The following is a 16,263-nucleotide window of genomic DNA, read 5'->3' as shown; positions in this document are numbered from 1 at the left end:
GCTACCTGGCCGGGGTCTCGACCCGGCGCATGGACAAGCTCGTACGGCAGCTGGGCATCGACTCGCTCTCGAAGTCCCAGGTCAGCCGGATGGCACAGGAGTTGGACGAGCACATCGAGGCTTTCCGTCACCGGCCGCTGGGCGAGGCCGGCCCGTTCGTGTTCCTCGCCGCCGACGCCCTGACCATGAAAGTCAGAGAGGGCGGGCGGGTGATCAACGCGGTGGCCATGGTCGCCACCGGGGTCAACGCCGACGGGCGCCGCGAAGTCCTCGGGCTGAGGGTGGCCACCACGGAGACGGGTGCGGCGTGGAACGAGTTCTTCGCGGACCTGGTGGCCCGGGGGCTGGCCGGGGTGGCACTGGTGACCTCGGACTCCCATCGCGGCCTCGTGGAAGCCGTGGCGGCGAACCTGCCCGGGGCCGTGTGGCAACGCTGCCGCACCCATTACGCGGCGAATCTGATGGCCGTGACCCCGAAGAGCATGTGGCCGGCGGTGAAGGCCATGCTGCACAGCGTGTACGACCAGCCCGACGGGCCGGCCGTGCAGGCCCAGTTCGAGCGCCTGTTGGACTACGTGCAGGACAGGTTGCCCGCGGTGGCTGGGCACCTCGATGCAGCACGAGAGGACATCCTCGCGTTCACCTCGTTCCCGAGGGACGTGTGGTCCCAGATCTGGTCGAACAACCCTGCCGAGCGGCTGAACCGGGAGATCCGGCGCCGCACGGACTCGGTGGGGATCTTCCCGAACCGGGATGCCGTGGTGCGTCTGGTCGGGGCTGTGTTGGCCGAGCAGACCGATGAGTGGGCCGAAGGCCGCCGGTATCTCGGCCTGGAACTGCTCGCCCGGTGCCGTGAGCCCCTGACCACGGAGCAAGAGACCGTGATGAGCACGGAGGTGATGCCGACCCTGCAGACCTGACAGGTACAAGCCCCCTACAACCTCGAAGACGGCTACACCACTTCCAGGGACTTGACCTTCGAGGAGGGCGCGAATCGGTCGATCATCTTCACCTGGGACCCTGCCCAGGAGGTCTTGTAGTCCAGCTGCCGGCGCAGCATCCCCAGCCCGGCATCCAGGATCGCCCGGTTCAACCCGGACTTGGCGGCCACGTTCCTACCCGGCGCCTCGAGCGTCCCGCGGGCCGAACGGGTCATCCCCGCCACGTTCAGGTCCTCCAGGGCGACCACCGCGAAGTCCGTCGCCAGTCTCGTGGACACCTGATGCAGCAGCCCCGCCCGACGTAGGGCGATCCCGTGCTGGAGTGCCGCGATCTGCCGGCGCACGCGCTCGCGGCGGTTCGAGCCGGGCTGGGTGCGGGCGTAGGCGCGCTGGAGGCGGGTCAGGCGGGCGGCCTGGCGGGCACCGGGGCGGCCGTTGTCGATGACCTCGCCGGTGGAGAGGGCGGCCAGGTGCTTGACGCCCAGGTCCACGCCGACGGCGCCGTTGGCGCGCTGGCGACGGCTGGGCCCGGTCCGGATGGGGGTGGGATCGGCAACGAGGATCGAGGCGTACCACCGTCCGCCGGCCTGGGAGATGGTCATGGACCGGATCTGGGCGCCGCGGCGGCAGGCGCGGACCAGGCGGCTGGTCTTGTCGTAGGTGCGGATGGTCCCCAGGGAGGCCAGGCGCAGGTGCCGATGGTCGGTGATCACCCCGCGGCGGGGCTCGCCGCGCTTGTAGGGGGTGCCCGCGGCGCCGATGACCTCGGGGGCGGGGATGGTGAAGCTGTCCCGGGACCGGCCCTTCTTCTTGAACCACGGCAGGCCGACGCGCGCGCCGGCGCGCGTGCCGGAGGCGGAGGCCATCCAGTTCTCGGTGGCCTTCGCGGCGTTCTGGAGACCGGAGACCAGGACGCGGCGGGGCACGGTATGCATCCAGGGCTCGGCGTATCGCTCGTCGGTCCATGCTTCGGCCGGGTCGGCGCCGGCGGCGATCGCGGCGGCGGCCTCGCGGTGGCGGCGGATCAGCGGGGTCAGGTGGGCCGTGGCGTACGACTGGTAGCTGGCCACGCGGAGGGTGGGGTCGGCGGCGCGCTCGGCCTTCATGCGCGCGGCCAGCTCGGGGCCGGCCAGCCCGGTCTCGGCCAGCTCGGTGCGACGGGCGGCACCGGCGGCCAGGGCGGCCCGGTTGTGGGCGATGAGCATGTTGTAGGCCACGCGCGCGGCGCCGGCGTACTGGGCCAGCAGGGTGGCCTGGGCGGGGTTGGGGTCCAGGCGGTGCTTGAACGCGCGCAGCCTCGGGGCCAGGTCGGTACCCGTGGTAGTCGTCATCGCTCGCACCTCCACCTGCGCCAGCATCGTCCATCCGTTCAGGGGCATGGTCACCCACCCCCCGGACACGTTACGGCCTCGCTCACCCAGCCGGGCAGGAGGCCAACACCCTGCGCATCGCCGCGCGCTCGCGCTCGGTGACGCTCAGCCCCCACTTGGCCTTCACCACCACCTGGTGCTCCACGAGCTCACATCGGCCCGCAACGGTGTCCGGCAGCCAGTCCGCCGCGGTCGCATCCGACTTCGAGGTGTTCGCCGGCCCATCCACGGCCAGCAGATTCGCCGGGTCGTTGGCGAACGCCGTGCGCTGGGACTCGTCCCACGCCCACGCCCCGGAGGCCCAGGCATCGGCAAGAGAGACCGTGTGGTCGATATGCACGGCCTGGGAGTCCTGGGAGGAGAAGGGGATCGTAGCGCCGCTGTAGGGGTCCACGAGCTGGCCGGAGAGCACCTTGCACCCCTGCGTGCCGGGCTTGATCTGCACCTGTGTCAGGTCGCGCCGCAGCACGTCGTTGCGGGTGTCACAGCCGTTGCGGTCCACGTCCGCCCAGCGCTGGCCGAACGCGTCTCGCGTGTAGGCGCTGGCCGGTGCCGCGGAGGTCAGGGCCAGCTGCTCGAGCTGGCCCCCGACCGGTCCGGCCGCCGGCGTCGGGGACGTGTCGCCGAGTGAGGGCAGCTCCACTCCGCTGGGCAGCGCCACCTTGGGAAGCTTCACCTCTGGCACCTGGACCCCCTGCACATGTCCACCCCCGACGGCGCCAGCCACACCCAGAGTAGCCACCACGGCGACGACGCTCGAGACCCATCGACGCACGCTCACGAGCCCGCCCCCTCACGCTCCTGCGGAGTGGGCACAGCCTCAATCACAGCGTGCAGCCCATGGCTCACCCGCAGCCGGCGCGCAGCCTCGGCGGTGGCCGCCCGGTGCAGCTCCACGGGAATCACCTCGATGCCATCACCCATGTCCGGCTCCTCCATCTCCGGCAACCACCTGTAGAAGGAACCGCGGGAAGCGTAGGTCAACATCAGCGCGGCACCGGCCTGCTCATGCACGCGCAAGGTCTCGGCGATCAGCTCCTCCACGAGGCGCTCGCGGTAGTCCTCCAGGCGGGTCATGGCCGAGTCGATCCAGGACCAGTCCCGCGGCGGGTTCTTGCCGAACTCCCAGCGGGTGATGCTCTTCTCCGCGACACCCAGGGTGTCGGCGAGGGCGTCGCGGGACAGACCGAGGGCCTCTCGGCGGCACTTCAGCTCGATAGCGTTCATGGCTCAGCCCTCCGCCTTCTGGTCGGCCGGCTCGTCCTGGTCGGTCACGCCGTACTCCTGACGCAGGGCCTCCTCCTCGAGGCGCAGGCGGGTGATGGCCTTCATCAGGGGCTCGCGACGGGTGTGCAGCTCGTTGTTGGCGGCGTCCTCCCAGCTATCCAGGGTCCAGCCGGCGCCCTGGATCTTGCTGACCATGACGGCGTCGGGGGCGCGCAGGTCGTTCTTGATGCGGGTCCAGGTGGAGGGCGAGGTGAAGCCGGCTTGCCGAGCCATCTCGTTGACGGAGTAGTAGAAGGTGGTCATGGGGGTGCTCTCTCAATCTGGAGGCGACAGAATCACCTCACGTAGGTCTAGCGATACACGTCAAACCATACGCGTCATTCCATACACCCGCAACCTTTATCCACAACCCTCCCCCCGTCACCACTGCCCCTGCTACGGTTTGCACAGGTCGAACGTGAGCCCATCCCGTAGGGCCTGCGACTTAGGAGCCCTCCTGGCCATCCCCCCTCCGCGCCGGGAGGGCTTCGCTCTGCCTGGCGCCCAGAAGGGACATCACGGCCGCGCGACGGCCTTATCCACGGTGAAGGACACCCGCGGATCGGAGGAGCCATGAGCATCGAGGTCGAGCACCTGGAGGCCGCCCTGGCCGAGGCCAGCGAGGTGGTGACCGACAGCGAGCGCGCGCATGCGAGCACCGCAGCCTGCCATTGGTGGCACTGCTGCCAGGTGCTGCGGCGGTTCATCGACACCCCGGACGCCTTCCCGCCGGCGGCGCTGGTCGCCTAGACTGGACCCCAGAAGCGCCCCGCTTTCCCGTTGATCTGACAGTCGCAGGAACCTCGCGGGGCGCTTTCGCGCGTCCAGAGCTTGTTGCCCTCCACCTGCCAGCCCACCTAGTATGTTGACGTCAGATCAACGTAAGGGTGGAGGTGTCCCTGATGATCCAGGTGTCCTGGCAAGGGCGGATGACCACGTCCCTGCCGACCACAGATTCCGAGGTGGCCCGCTGGGTCGCCCACGACCGCCCCGAGATGGTGCGCGCCCAGACCGCCGACGGCACCGCCTACCGGCCCGACGCCGCTCAGGTCCTCGCGTTCATGCAAGCCCAGGCCCACCTGGCCCAGATGCTGCGCTTCCAGTACGCCGCCGCCCACGGGCTGGTGCCCGCGCACGCAGGCGCCGTGCTGACCGCGGCCTAGCCGTGCGTGCGCCCGTAGGGGGCGCGCCAGGCCGATTCTTCTGCCCGAATGCGGGTGACCCACCCAGCGGGCACCCATGCCTGCAACCGTTCGGTGCCGGGCGGCTCCTCCCAGGCGATCAGCACATGGGTGCTCGACCAGCGGGCAGCCATCGCATCGACCCGTCCCCGGTCGGGGAGCATGACCCGCACGTAGGGGGCGTCCTGGTAGAGCGCGGAGTGGACCTCCTCGGGACTGCGGAAGGCCGGCGGCTCGTAGACCGGGATCACGACGCCGCGCGCGGGCCGCGGGCGGCGTCGTGGCGGGCCTTGCGGGCCGCGCGCATGCTGGCCTTCTGGGCCGGCTGCTCGTAGAGGACGAAGGCGGCCTCCCAGAGCAGCTCGGCGACGTCGGCGATCTCCTCGGCGGCGTACTGCACGCCGACATGGATGCTGTCGTTGCCCACGAGGCGGGACTCGTGCAGGTCCTCCAGCACCTCGGCGTCCAGCCGCGGGGTCAGGCTGTTGATCTTGGCCTTGAGGTCCCGGCCGGTGCCGCCCTGGTCCTTGACCATCTCCTCGGTGGCCGCGCGGTAGAGGACGCCGGCGGCGCGCAGTGCCCCGGCGTCCTCGCAGATGCTGGCCTCCGCATAGAGCGAGCGCACGGGTTCCGGGGTGGCCTCGGGAAGCTGCCGCGGGGGCTTGGCCGGGACGATCATCGTCCGCCTGACGCGCTCCAGAGACGGATGCCCGGCGGCGTCGGTTTCGACCTTCTGCCAGTGCTCGAGGAAGGCGATCGTTCCCTGGCAGAACTGGCAGGCGTAGCCCGCGATCGTGTCCCTCGCCTCGGGCATAGGGGGCGCCAAGGCCGGATCCACGGAGGAGTGTCGCGCGTAGCGCGGATTCCAGGTCGGGCTCACCTGCGCCTGGCCGACGAGGTCGGCTGCCACGTGGTGTCCGCAGTGGGGGCAGAGGCCGGTGCCGTCGGTGAAGTCCTCGCTCATGCCGGTCAGTCTAGGGGCGGGCTCCGCGCGTCTGGGCCTGCTCACGCTGGGCCACACGCGCGCTGTGCAGCGCTCCGGGGCGGGGGGAGGTCTCGTGCTTGAAGGCCAGGTAGTCGACGACGTCAGGCTCGCACCAGAGCCGTCCGCGGGTGACCGGCTCGGGGAACTGGCGGTCGCGCTGGCGCAGGGAGCGGGCCGAGCGCTCGGCCACGCCCAGCAGCTCGTTGACCCGCGGCTCGGCGATCAGGCCGATCACCCGCGGGTCCAGGCCCGCCTCGTGCAGCTCGGTGGCCGCACTGGCCGCGCGGTGGCGCACGGCGGTGGTGGCCGCCTCGTAGGAGTTGGCCCCGGCCGCGCGGGCGAGGATGTCCAGCAGTGCCGCGGGGGGCCGGTAAGGGCCCTGGTGGGCGTGGGGGTCCAGGGCCTCGTCCCACCGGCGTGCCGGCGGGGCCGGCTTCTCGTGCTGATTCATCCCCATCGGGTGCGTCCTCCTCGTCGTCCCCACCGGCGGGCGCCGGCCTCATCCTGGGCCACGCGTTCCTCCTTGGAGCGCACGGCGTTGAAGCTGGTCACGGACAGCCCCACCAGCTGGCCCTGCGTGACGGCGTCGCGGGCGTAGCGGTCGCCCATCTGGGAGGCGATCCATCCGCCCATGTCCCCGCCGTTGCGGTCGCGCACGTCGGAGACGACGTCGGCGGCCAGGTAGCCGCCCTTGGAGCCGACGTCGAAGGTGCGGGTGCGGCCGCCGCCGATGTCCACGGTGGCGCGGATGTGCACGCGCTTGTCCTGGTGGCGGGCGCCGCGGGCGACGTTGACGATGGACATGCGGGCCGCGTGCAGGCCGGCCCCGCGCTCGGGCGATCCGACGGTCTTGGGCAGCTGGATCCGCACGATCCGGTTGCCGTCGGGCAGGTGGGTGGTCGTGGTGGAGTGGCGGGTCAGGGAGGGCCCGCGCCGGGTGTCCTTGGGGACCACGGTGGGCTTCTTGGCACCTCGCTTGGCTCGCACGGGCACGATCTTGCCGGCCGCGTTGCGTCGACGTCGGGGTGCCTTGGAGACGGCGCCGGTCTCGTGTAGCTCGGTCAGCGCGTCCCGGTAGGACTCGCCCGAGGTCTCCCCGCGGGCGATCTTCTGCATCATGCGCGGGGAGCGGTTCATGGCCGCACCGAGTTCGGCCCAGGTGAGTCCGTAGGCCGAGCGCACCCGGGTGACGAGCTCGGCGGGGCTCAGCTGTGCCGGGTCACTCACCGTCGGCCTCCTGCTCGTCGTCGCCGGGCAGGTAGTCCGTCCCGTCGACGGGGGCGGCCTGCATCTCGTATTCGGAGTAGGCGGCGTCCACGCCCAGGCGCGCGGCCTTGGCGCGCAGCCTGTTGCGGGCGGTCTCGTCGGCGGGAATCTTCAGCGGTCCGGGGACGTAGCCCTGGAGGCGCATGCGTCCCACCCGGCCGTCATCGCCGCCGCCACGCTCCTCGGTCAGGGACCAAGCGGGGACCTCGGTGGTGTAGATCGCGTCGCCGCGCACGCCCAGCAGGGTGTGGGCCGGCACGTGCAGGGCCCCGCCCTGGAGGCCACCGGCCATGGGTCCGGAGAGCATGCGCGCCCGGGCCCGGCCCCAGACCTGCACGGCGAACTCGGGGTGGTAGTAGCGCTGAGCCTGGCCGTCGAAGCGCGGCTTGGTGGTCCAGATGAAGGCCTTGCCGTGCTGCTTGACGTCGGGGGCGTTGGCCGGGACCTCCTTGGGGTCGAAGGTGATGTGGGTCTGCACGCGCCCGCGGGCCGCGAAGTTGCCGATCGTGTTGATCAGGATCGAGCGCAGTGCCGCGGAGACGGCGGTCTTGATGATCTCGTCCATCAGCGGGTCGCCGGCGACGGCGGCGCGAGCCTTGACCAGGTTGTCCTTCCAGGTGTCCAGCGGGCGTGCACGCACGCGCCGGTCGCGGTCGCGGGCGCCGGGGACATCGGTGGTGAACGCGACGGACTCGATCGGGTCCAGCTGCCAGCCGTGGCGGGCGGCGACGAAGAACTCGGCGGCGTCGATCCAGGCGCTCCCGGTAGCGCCGGGGCGGTTGGGCCAGTACCAGCCCTCGGAAGCCTTCTCGTGCTGGACGCCGATCAGGCCGATGTGGTCCCAGGTGTCGGGGACCTTGAACTGCACGTGCACGCGAGCGCGGGCGTAGGGGTTCTCCCGGAGCATGTCCGCGGTGTCGTCGCGGCGCAGCCGGTACCCGGGGCCGATGCCCAGCTCACTGCACATGGCTCCGTACATGAAGCGGCCGTCGACGTAGGCAAAGCCATCGATCTTGGGGGTCTTCGCCGGGTCGTGCAGGGGGATGCAGTCCGGGTGAGTGCCCGAGGAGGATCCGGCCACGAGGTGCTCGACGTGGTGCTGGCCGGAGGTGCGGTGCAGCTCCTCGGCGATGTCCTCGGTCAGCGGGTACGGCTCGAGGTTCTTCGGCAGGGTCAGGGCCCAGAGGTTGGCGCCGGTGGCGGTGGGGCTGTCCATGAGCTTGGCTCCGCGGAAGTGCGCACCGATGATGCCTTCGGTGGCCTGCCAGGCCAGGCGGGCCTGATCCGGGCTCAGCGGGGCGTCGCCGAACCACCCGGAGACGAACTGCACCAGCATGCGCTTGCCGGTCTGGCGGTGCTCGAAACGGCCGGTGGCCGGGGAGCCGAGGTTGTGTCCTCCGTCGATCCAGCCGGGAGTCTGCACCAGCAGCCAGTGGCGCTTGCCCGGCGTGGCCACCGGGGTCTTGCCCGTGAAGAAGATCCGGTCCACACCGACGGCGGCCGCAGTGTCGAGCATGTCGGTGAGGTTCGGGTTCTTCCGACGCGGGCCGATCTTCGGCGGCACCGCCTGCCCGTTGTCCAACACGCCCCGGCCCGTGGTGTAGTCCGCCCACAGGTTCTTGCGGGCGGCGAGGTTGCGGTAGGCCACGGGGCGGAACGTGGTGGGGGTGTTGTCGCGCAGGCCAGCGCGCCCTCCGGGACGCTCGCGGTTGGAGTAGGCCATGGGGACCTCCGGTCGATCTGACAGTTAGGGCAACCCTACATTGCGCTAAGCCTCCTCGGTAGGGAGCAGGTCCAGCGCGTCGAGCTGGCCGGGCAGCACCGCGGGCGGGGACGTGTCGTGGAGATCGTCGGTGTCGCCGTCCGGGGTCGGTTGGCCGGCGTGGGCCAGCAGGGCGAGCTCGGCGGCCAGGGTGTGGGCGCCGCAGTGGCGGCTGCGGTGGCGGGCCAGGCGGCGACGGTCACCTGGCATGGGCCATCTCCGTCTCCAGGGAGCTGCGCCAGAGCGAGGTGTGCACCACGGTGGAGCCGGCGGCCATGGTCTGGCCCAGGTGGTGGGTGATGCCGCGGCAGGAGACGGACAGGTGGATGCCGACGGAGCGGCCCAGGCGGTGGATGCCCAGCAGGAGGTTCTCGGCGACGTCGGCCTCGTGCTCCCCGGCCGGGGCGAGGTCGGCCCAGCGCTGGCGCAGATGGGCGTAGTCGTCCAGGACGAGCACGATGGGCTGGAAGGGCTCGGGGCGCTCCTTGGCGAGGGAGGCGACCTCCACCAGGTGGTAGCGCTCGCGCATCAGCTCGCTGGCGGCACGGATGCGCTTGAGCTGGTCGCTGACGTCGGCGGTGACCACCTGCGCGTACCGATGGTCCTCGACCTTGTCCAGCTCCCCGGGCAGGCCCAGGCCCCAGGCCTGCCAGCCCACGGAGACCGCGGTCTCCATGATCCCGCGCTGGATCACGCTCTTGCCGCTGTCGCGGTCGCCGATGATCAGCAGGTGACCCTGGTGGGGGTCCCAGAGCACGTGCTCTCCGGCCTCGACGGGGCCCAGGTCGATCGTGGCCTGCATGTCGGCGGCCGGCGCGGCCTCTGGGGCCGGGGAGGCGTAGCGGTCGGGGAGGTAGCCGTGCCAGTGCTCCCCGGTGGCCTCGTCCACGGTGACCGGCGCGCTGGAGTAGCCCATCTTGCGCAGCTTCTCGACGGCCGCGGGGTCCTGGGAGACGTCGACGAGGGTGTGCGGGATCTTGTGGGCGCGCAGGTGGGCCTTCACGGCCATGCAGGGGCCGCAGCCGGGGCTGGTGTAGATCGTGTACATGGGTGCTCCTCGGTCGGAGATGGTCGGGGCCGTGGCCGGCCCTCACTTCCCATAAGGCCGGCATCCGGCGCTGATGTCCCTCCCCGTTCCGGGGTCAGCTTTCATGCGCCGGGTGCAGCAGCAGCGCGTCGGCGGGGATCGTCGAGGTGTGCTCGAGGTGCCCGACGTCGAGGCCAGCGGCCAGCAGGGCCTGGACCGCGGGGTGGTCCTCTGCCAGGTCCTGGAGGAGGACCAGGGGGACGTGTCGCGGAGGTGCGGGCGGCGCCGCTTCCTCGGCCGGCAGCGGCGGCTCCGTCGCACCATCCGCGGCGAGGGTGCCTTCTGGCTCGGCTTCTGGCGTGGGTTGTGGTGTGGGGTCCAGGCCGGCCTTCCGTTGCAGGCGGGCGAGGTCGGCGTGGCGGGCCGGGGGCAGCTTGGCGGTCTCGAGCAGCTCGAGGGCGCGGGTGAGTCCGGTGTGGTCGCCGCTGGCGAGCCAGGTGGCCACGATCAGGCCCACGCGGCCGGTCTTGCCGGAGTCGTGGCCGGGGTCGCCGGGAACGGGGTGGGCCGCGGTGAGGTCGTCGAGCTGGGCGTGTTTGAGCCCGGCGGTGAGCAGGCCGGTCAGTGCACGGCGGTCGCGGGCGGAGAAGGTGCGGGGCACCTGGTCAGGATGCCAGGTAGCCCAGGACGGCGAGGAAGGCGAGCACGTGCCCGGCGACGAGGTACGGGGCCATGGGCACGCGGGTCTTGCGCTGGCCGCGCAGCAGGGCCGGGACCGCGCCGAACAGGGCGGCGAGCACGTAGCTGGCCAGGATGGCCAGCACCCAGGCACCGGGGCCGTGGGCGCCGATGGCCAGGGCAGCCACGGTGACGAGCTTGACGTCGCCCATGCCGGTGCCGCCGATCAGGTGCATCACCATCAGCACGACGGCGGCGATCACGGTGACCACCAGCCCCTGGAGGGCCCAGGCGCCGTAGCCGGTGACCAGCAGCCCCACCGCGGCGCCGAGGTTGATGGTGCCCAGGGCGGCCACGGCCCAGTTCGGGATGAGCCGGTGGGCCCGGTCCACGCGCGCCATGTAGATGCCCAGGCAGGCCAGGGCGATCAGGGCGAGCGCGGCGTGGACCATGAGCACGGGCAGCCCGGCGACCGCGGCGCCGGTGATGCCCAGCAGGGCAGCCAGGGCCACGCCGGGGCCGATCAGGGTGCGCACCGTCCGCGGCGGCACCGTGTAGGGCGCCGGCGCGGGGTCGGTGGCCGCGGGGGACGTGTCGTGGAGATCAGGCGACACGGTAGCCATGGGCCCGCAGCTCCTCGATCAGGGCGGTGGTCTCCACCTCGGGCTCGAGGTCCTCCTCGAAGGACTCCAGGTAGGAGTAGAGCTTCTCGATCAGGCGGGTGACCTCGGTGTGGTTGCCGGCGGCGGCCTCGGTGACCAGAGCGTCGCGCCAGGCGGCCTCGTTGGCGGGGTCGATCGCGCGGCCGACGCGGGCGGCCAGCTGGGCGTGCTCGCGGTGGCCGGCGGCCAGGGAGCGGGCCACGAGCTCGTGGGCGGCGTCGCAGATGGTCTGGACCATCTCCTGGACCAGGGTCTCGGTCCAGGCGACGTTGGAGGCCTTGGCGTGCTCGAAGGGCACTCCCCTCACCAGACGCATGGCGGCGACCAGGGCGGGGGTGGAGGCCTTCACAGGGTCATCGCCGATCAGGGACTGCACGACCTGCCAGTCGGTGAGCACGTCCTCGTGGACGCGGTAGCCCTCGCCGCCCACGGCGGGCAGGTAGGGGGTGCCGTCCGCGGCCTGGCCGAGCAGGCGGCGGGCCTGGCCGGTGAGCTTGTTGCGGTTGCTGGAGGCGGACTTGCCGTCGGAGCGCTGGGTGGGCCAGAACGCGGCGTGGACGGCCTCGGCGCTCGCGCCGGGGTGCAGGGCCAGGTAGGCGGCCAGGGCGACGCAGCGGGCGGTCTGGGTCGTCGAGACCTCGCCGGTGGCCGCGGTGACGGGGGCCTGGCCCTGGGCGCCGACGAGCTTGAGCTCGCCGAGCATCAGGATCATCGGGGCCTGGGTGGTGGCCTGCTCCAGCAGGTGTGCGGCGTCCAGGTCGATCTGCTTCTGCGGGTCGGTCGAGGCCAGCTGCTCGGGGGCGGCGTCCTTCTCGTCCTCGTCCTCGTCCTCCGCGGGGGACGTGTCGTGGAGATCGGTGGCCGCCTCCTGCTGCGCCGGCTCGGCGGTCGCGGCCGGTTCGGGCTCGGGCTCGGGCTCGGGCTCGGGCTCGGTCGGCACGGCGGCCGCCGCGGCCTGGTCCTGGCTCTCCTCGTCCTCGTCCTCGTCCATGGTGTCGTGCGGGGCGGGCGCAGGGGTCGGGGTGTGGCGGGCGGTCTGGGCGGCGAGCACGTCCTCCTCGTTCTCCTCGGCCGGATCGGTCTCGTCCTCGGCGGTCTCAGCGGCGGGGACCGCGGGCTCGGGGGTCAGGGGCAGGTCCTGGGTGTTCTCCTCCTCGTGGAGCATCTCCTCGAGATCGGCCACCGCGCTGAGGTGGGGGCGCTCGTCCAGGACGGTGTTGATGTCGATCGTGGCGGTCGTCCCACGGCCGGTGGAGCGGGGGTCCTCCAGGGCGGTGGCCAGCAGCTCCTTAATCCGCTCGCCCTCCTCGGGGGTGATCTTCTGCGGGCGCAGGTGCTGATTGACCGGGAGCAGGTCGGCGTGGTCCTCGTCCTCGAGGTTCAGGATCCAGTCGGAGGCCAGGGGGTTGGCGGTGGTGACCGCGGCGATGCCCAGCCGCGGGATGGCGCCGGCCAGGTCGGTGAGGCGACGAGCCTGGGCGGGGGTGGGCTCCAGGCCCAGCAGGACGATCTCGGGGCCGAAGGCCTCTTCCTGGTTGGCGGCGCGGGCCTGGTCGAGGGTGGCGGCGTCCTGCTCGTCGAGGGCGCGGCGGATGTCCTTGGCCTTGCCGTCGAGCTGGCCGATCAGCTGGTCCAGGTCGTCGATCTGGCGGACGCGGCCGTCGCTGACGACCTTGGCCAGGCCGTCGGCGACTCCGACGAGCGTGATGGTGACGTTCTCGGACCAGCTGGAGGTGGCCAGCTCCACGGCCATGGCATCGAGGACCTGGGTGGTCAGCTGGGGGTCGCCGTCGATGCCGAGGGTGCCCAGGCGCTCGAGGTCGAGCAGGACCTGGGAGCGAGTGTCGTCCTGGCCGACGGTGACCAGCGAGGGGTAGGGGGCGGCGGGCAGGTCGGGGTCGATGTCGATGGAGCCGGAGGCCAGCGTCCAGACGACGCCGTCGTCGGTCTCGGCCACGAAGGGCTCGGGCAGCTGCGCGGGGTCCATGAGGTAGAGGGCGATCTGCTCGGGCGAGACGCGCACGAGGAACAGCTCAGGCAGGTCCTGGCCGTTCTCGTGGGCCCAGCGGGCCAGCCAGCGCTGGACGACGTCGAGCTCCTCAGCCTGCTCGGGCTCGGCGACCACGCGCAGCTGGGTCTCCAGCTGCGCGGTCTGCTCCTCGGGCATGGGGACGGACTGGCCGGGCTGGCGGCGGCGGCGCTGGAGCTGGCGGCGCAGGCCGACGATGCCCAGCAGTCCGGCCGCGGCGAAGGCGCCGATGCCGCCAATGGTGGCCCATGCGGGGACCTCCTCCGGGGCGGCCTGCTCCTGGTGGGAGGACAGATCGGCGGGGGCCGGCGCGGTCTGCGTGAACGCGCCGCCGGGGACGGCGGAGGGGCCCTCCTGCTCGGCGGGGGCCGTGGAGGGTGCCGCAGACACGGCCTCGCCGGGCAGGGGGTGCTGGGCGTCCTGGGCCGGCGTGGGGTCCGAGGCGGCGCTCGGGGCGGCGGCCGCCTCGGGGGCCGGCGTGGCCGAGTCGTCGGCAGGGGCGGAGGGTTCGGCCGACGCCGATGCGGAGGGCGCCGCCGGGGCGGGGACCGGCTGGGCGTCCGTGTCGGTCTGCGCCGGGGCGGGGGCCTGCTGGGAGGGGGCCGGTGTCGCGGAGGTGGAGCCGGCGCCGGTGGGGCCGTCGGGCAGCTCCACGGTCCAGCCGGTCATGATGAGGTCGGGATCGGTGAGGGTCTGGCCGTCGGCCTGGGGCGTGGAGCGCATCTGCTCGGCGATCTCGCCCCACCGGCTGCCCTGGCCCAGCTCGTCCCGGGCGATGCCCCAGAGCGTGTCGCCCTCCTGCACGGTGTAGGTCCGCTCCCCTGCGGCGGCAGGGGTGTCCTGGGTCGTGTCCTGGGTGGTCTGGCCCTCCTGGGCCATGGCGACGGCGGCGGGAGTGGAGGCGGTGTCCTGCGGGGTCAGGGCGAAGGCGGGGCTGCCACCGCCGAGAGCGAGCACGGCGGCGATCAGCGCGCCGGCCAGGGCCTGCTGCGGGCGCAGCGCTCCGCCCAGGTTGGGGGTCTCGACGCGGCGGATGAGGCTGATCACCTCGACCACGAGCGAGTAGACGAAGGAGGCCCAGAAGCCCCACGCGATCAGTGGCAGCACGGTGCCCATCAGGAACGTGCCGCCGAAGTCGATGCCGGTCAGGGCCTGCTGGAGCTCGGCAGTGCTGGGGATGGGGTTGCCGGCCAGCAGGATCAGGGCGGCGGGGATGCCGACCACCAGGGCGGTCAGGGCCAGCAGGGCCGCAAGGCCTTTGAGAGTGCGCATGGGGCGTGTCTCCGCTCGCGTGGGTAGAGGTCTTCACGGGGTAGAAGGCTGGGGCGGTCCCCCGATGTCCCTTCTAAGTTGATCTGAGGTCAGTTTAGGCGGTGAGGTGGGTCGCCTCAAGGCTGTCACGCTCCGCGCCACCTTGCCGGAACAGCATCCGCATGGCCGCCAGGGCCGCGGTTCGAGCCGGAGACTCCACTCCCGCGGCCGCCGCACGCGCTCGCGCATCCGCCTGGCGATCCCGGTGCATCGCCTCGCGCGCCGCCTCCGCCCGCTCACGAGCTCGGGCAGAGGCTGAGGCGAGCACGAGCCCGCCGGCGTCCTTCCAGTGCTCCAGGCGCCACCGCAGGTAGCCGCGAGCTCGAGCGGTGTTCTGGCCGGCGTCCAGGCTGTGGAGCCGGTGCGCGCCCTGGGGGGTGTGGTCCAGGGCGTGGAGCAGGTCGGCCGGGGTCCAGCCGGCCTCGAGGAAGGGACGGATCAGCGAGCGGACGTCCCGGGCCGAGAGCACGCGCAGACCCAGAGCGCGATCCTGGACGGTGCGGGCGGCGGCCAGCTGCTGACGACGGGTGGCCACTGCGCGGTTGCAGGGCCAGAGCTCGACGAGTCCGCGGTCGCGCGCGTGCGTGGTTCCTCTACGAGTTCTAGTAAGTGAATCCTCTAGCGAGGAAGGGTGCCAGTTTTTCTCCACAGCCCCACGGATCCGACGCTGACCTGCACGCTCCCGTGCTTCGGCCGCGGCGTCGGCACGGTGCCTGGCGAGGATCTTCTCCACGTCCAGGTGGGCGGTGCAGCACAGCACGTAGACCGCCGCCTCGTTGATCCGCTTGCCACGCTCGTCCGGGGTCGCGTAGGCGGCAGAGCGTCCGGCGGCGACGCGTCCGATCACCCCGTGTCGCATCAGCCAGGCGATGGCCGCGGTCACCGTCGAGGCGCTCCGGCCGATCATCTTCGCCAGGCGCTTGTGCCCGGGACGGGAGATCATCTTCGACCAGTCCGCGCAGGCCACCAGCGCACCCACCAGAGATTCCATCAGCCGCCGACGGGTCCGGGAGAGGTCCTGCCAGGCAGGCAGTGCCCGCAGGGCGGGAACGGCGTCGCCCAGGTGCTCCAGACGCCGGGAGCCGGAGGGCACCGCGGCCAAGATCACGTCGATGTCGCCCTCCCGGGCACGCGAGGGCCGGCGCCAGTTCTGACGGCACGGATTCGTGATCCGACCCCGCACGGGCCGGGCCGGCTTCCGGCGATGACGCAGCAGCCGGGTGAGGGTGGACTCCCCCAGGCACGGCGCCGAGGACACGGCCGACGGGAGGGGGGACGTGTCGCGGAGAGGGATTTTGGGTAGACTTGGGCACGACAACAGCAACGTGCCTCCTTCCAGGGAGGGACAGAGCCGGATCCCTTGGCGGGGATCCACCCGAGATCGAGAGCTTCACTGGCGAGTGAGAAGCAGCTCTCGAACAACTGAAATCTTCAGACCGGCACCCTTGGCGGGGTGCTAGTCGCAAGAAGGCGGTTCCGTTGGCGCGGGGCCGCCTTCTTGCATGCTCAGGCGATCTTCACGTCGAAGGCCTCCTGTCCGTTCGACTCGGGGACCTCGTTGGCGTCGAGGTCGGCCAGGATCAGGGATGCGACGTAGTCGGTGACGGTCTCGCCCCGGTAGTCCACGCGGGCGTGCAGTTTCTGCTCGTAGGACCGGGGGAGCTTGGTGGTCACGCTGAAGCGGTCTCCCTTGGACGGGCGACCGCCAGTGCGCCTGGTGGGGCGAGGGTTCGACGGGGGCGTGCGCATGGTCACAGAGTATCCCAATCCGATTCGTCCGAGTCC

At 71.9% G+C, this 16,263-nt stretch carries 19 protein-coding genes; 3 read left to right on the top strand and 16 right to left on the bottom strand.

Translation table 11 applies throughout. The features are described 5' to 3' along the window. A partial coding sequence (locus tag MF605_RS09385) for an IS256 family transposase (protein WP_242821275.1) occupies positions 1–920 on the top strand: 920 nt, incomplete at its 5' end. A gap of 32 nt (positions 921–952) precedes the next feature. On the opposite strand, the gene MF605_RS09380 is transcribed toward MF605_RS09385, so the two are convergent. From MF605_RS09380 to MF605_RS09355, 4 genes are all read right to left on the bottom strand, one after another. Next, positions 953–2,272 (bottom strand): RNA-guided endonuclease InsQ/TnpB family protein, encoded by a 1,320-nt coding sequence (locus tag MF605_RS09380; RefSeq protein ID WP_166795275.1) that lies wholly within the window; start codon positions 2,270–2,272, stop codon positions 953–955. Between the two features lie 82 nt (positions 2,273–2,354). Continuing rightward, positions 2,355–2,987, bottom strand: a complete 633-nt coding sequence (locus MF605_RS09365) for an HNH endonuclease family protein (RefSeq protein ID WP_242821274.1) — start codon at positions 2,985–2,987, stop codon at positions 2,355–2,357. 101 nt (positions 2,988–3,088) lie between these two features. Next, a complete protein-coding gene (locus tag MF605_RS09360; RefSeq protein ID WP_049159095.1) occupies positions 3,089–3,538 on the bottom strand; it encodes a helix-turn-helix domain-containing protein in 450 nt (149 codons plus the stop codon). Positions 3,539–3,541: 3 nt separating this feature from the next. Further along, positions 3,542–3,841 carry a hypothetical protein gene (locus MF605_RS09355; protein ID WP_031943823.1) on the bottom strand — a complete coding sequence of 100 codons (300 nt, stop codon included), beginning with the start codon at positions 3,839–3,841 and terminating at the stop codon, positions 3,542–3,544. A 309-nt stretch (positions 3,842–4,150) separates the two neighbouring features. Here MF605_RS09355 and MF605_RS09350 point away from each other — a divergent pair, with 309 nt between their 5' ends. Further along, entirely contained in the window at positions 4,151–4,327 is a 177-nt protein-coding gene (locus MF605_RS09350; protein WP_160312128.1) for a hypothetical protein, read from the top strand. A 152-nt stretch (positions 4,328–4,479) separates the two neighbouring features. After that, on the top strand, positions 4,480–4,740 hold the full coding sequence (locus MF605_RS09345; protein ID WP_134416912.1) for a hypothetical protein: 261 nt from the start codon (positions 4,480–4,482) through the stop codon (positions 4,738–4,740). Here the strand turns inward: MF605_RS09345 and MF605_RS09340 are convergent. The 12 genes from MF605_RS09340 to MF605_RS09285 all read right to left on the bottom strand — a co-directional run bounded on the left by MF605_RS09340 (position 4,737) and on the right by MF605_RS09285 (position 16,152). After that, a complete protein-coding gene (locus MF605_RS09340) occupies positions 4,737–5,009 on the bottom strand; it encodes a hypothetical protein (protein ID WP_049159099.1) in 273 nt (90 codons plus the stop codon). The two genes, MF605_RS09345 and MF605_RS09340, sit on opposite strands and share 4 nt — an antisense overlap. Then, complete coding sequence (locus MF605_RS09335) at positions 5,006–5,722, bottom strand: DUF4145 domain-containing protein (RefSeq protein ID WP_053090894.1); 717 nt, start codon at positions 5,720–5,722, stop codon at positions 5,006–5,008. Before MF605_RS09335 ends, MF605_RS09340 begins: the two co-directional genes overlap by 4 nt. Before the next feature lie 10 nt (positions 5,723–5,732). After that, entirely contained in the window at positions 5,733–6,194 is a 462-nt protein-coding gene (locus tag MF605_RS09330) for a hypothetical protein (protein ID WP_134377206.1), read from the bottom strand. Beyond that, positions 6,191–6,970 carry a hypothetical protein gene (locus MF605_RS09325; RefSeq protein WP_031943847.1) on the bottom strand — a complete coding sequence of 260 codons (780 nt, stop codon included), beginning with the start codon at positions 6,968–6,970 and terminating at the stop codon, positions 6,191–6,193. The genes MF605_RS09330 and MF605_RS09325 overlap by 4 nt, the downstream gene beginning before the upstream one ends. Continuing rightward, complete coding sequence (locus MF605_RS09320; protein WP_065425925.1) at positions 6,963–8,732, bottom strand: hypothetical protein; 1,770 nt, start codon at positions 8,730–8,732, stop codon at positions 6,963–6,965. The genes MF605_RS09325 and MF605_RS09320 overlap by 8 nt, the downstream gene beginning before the upstream one ends. 45 nt (positions 8,733–8,777) lie before the next feature. Next, a complete protein-coding gene (locus MF605_RS09315) occupies positions 8,778–8,981 on the bottom strand; it encodes a hypothetical protein (RefSeq protein ID WP_061867632.1) in 204 nt (67 codons plus the stop codon). Next, on the bottom strand, positions 8,971–9,819 hold the full coding sequence (locus MF605_RS09310) for a glutaredoxin family protein (protein ID WP_134416911.1): 849 nt from the start codon (positions 9,817–9,819) through the stop codon (positions 8,971–8,973). The genes MF605_RS09315 and MF605_RS09310 overlap by 11 nt, the downstream gene beginning before the upstream one ends. A gap of 94 nt (positions 9,820–9,913) precedes the next feature. Next, entirely contained in the window at positions 9,914–10,459 is a 546-nt protein-coding gene (locus MF605_RS09305; RefSeq protein ID WP_134416910.1) for a hypothetical protein, read from the bottom strand. A 4-nt stretch (positions 10,460–10,463) separates the two neighbouring features. Further along, a complete protein-coding gene (locus MF605_RS09300; protein ID WP_134416909.1) occupies positions 10,464–11,099 on the bottom strand; it encodes a prepilin peptidase in 636 nt (211 codons plus the stop codon). Then, complete coding sequence (locus MF605_RS09295) at positions 11,080–14,439, bottom strand: hypothetical protein (protein WP_166795274.1); 3,360 nt, start codon at positions 14,437–14,439, stop codon at positions 11,080–11,082. Before MF605_RS09295 ends, MF605_RS09300 begins: the two co-directional genes overlap by 20 nt. 94 nt (positions 14,440–14,533) lie before the next feature. Then, on the bottom strand, positions 14,534–15,736 hold the full coding sequence (locus MF605_RS09290; protein ID WP_242821273.1) for a hypothetical protein: 1,203 nt from the start codon (positions 15,734–15,736) through the stop codon (positions 14,534–14,536). A 248-nt stretch (positions 15,737–15,984) separates the two neighbouring features. Continuing rightward, a complete protein-coding gene (locus tag MF605_RS09285) occupies positions 15,985–16,152 on the bottom strand; it encodes a hypothetical protein (protein ID WP_031943856.1) in 168 nt (55 codons plus the stop codon). Between the last annotated feature and the right edge of the window lie 111 nt (positions 16,153–16,263).

The organism is Micrococcus luteus (genome assembly GCF_022664405.1).
Taxonomy (GTDB): domain Bacteria; phylum Actinomycetota; class Actinomycetes; order Actinomycetales; family Micrococcaceae; genus Micrococcus; species Micrococcus luteus.
Note: the sequence above shows the minus strand (reverse complement) of the source record. Positions and strands in the feature narration are given on the sequence as shown.

Coding starts and splice junctions, on each gene's coding strand:
- MF605_RS09360 (WP_049159095.1), bottom strand. CDS start 3,538: ATGAACGCTATCGAGCTGAAGTGCCGCCGAGAGGCCCTCGGTCTGTCC.
- MF605_RS09355 (WP_031943823.1), bottom strand. CDS start 3,841: ATGACCACCTTCTACTACTCCGTCAACGAGATGGCTCGGCAAGCCGGC.
- MF605_RS09300 (WP_134416909.1), bottom strand. CDS start 11,099: ATGGCTACCGTGTCGCCTGATCTCCACGACACGTCCCCCGCGGCCACC.
- MF605_RS09295 (WP_166795274.1), bottom strand. CDS start 14,439: ATGCGCACTCTCAAAGGCCTTGCGGCCCTGCTGGCCCTGACCGCCCTG.
- MF605_RS09330 (WP_134377206.1), bottom strand. CDS start 6,194: ATGAATCAGCACGAGAAGCCGGCCCCGCCGGCACGCCGGTGGGACGAG.
- MF605_RS09335 (WP_053090894.1), bottom strand. CDS start 5,722: ATGAGCGAGGACTTCACCGACGGCACCGGCCTCTGCCCCCACTGCGGA.
- MF605_RS09380 (WP_166795275.1), bottom strand. CDS start 2,272: ATGACGACTACCACGGGTACCGACCTGGCCCCGAGGCTGCGCGCGTTC.
- MF605_RS09320 (WP_065425925.1), bottom strand. CDS start 8,732: ATGGCCTACTCCAACCGCGAGCGTCCCGGAGGGCGCGCTGGCCTGCGC.
- MF605_RS09350 (WP_160312128.1), top strand. CDS start 4,151: ATGAGCATCGAGGTCGAGCACCTGGAGGCCGCCCTGGCCGAGGCCAGC.
- MF605_RS09315 (WP_061867632.1), bottom strand. CDS start 8,981: ATGCCAGGTGACCGTCGCCGCCTGGCCCGCCACCGCAGCCGCCACTGC.
- MF605_RS09345 (WP_134416912.1), top strand. CDS start 4,480: ATGATCCAGGTGTCCTGGCAAGGGCGGATGACCACGTCCCTGCCGACC.
- MF605_RS09310 (WP_134416911.1), bottom strand. CDS start 9,819: ATGTACACGATCTACACCAGCCCCGGCTGCGGCCCCTGCATGGCCGTG.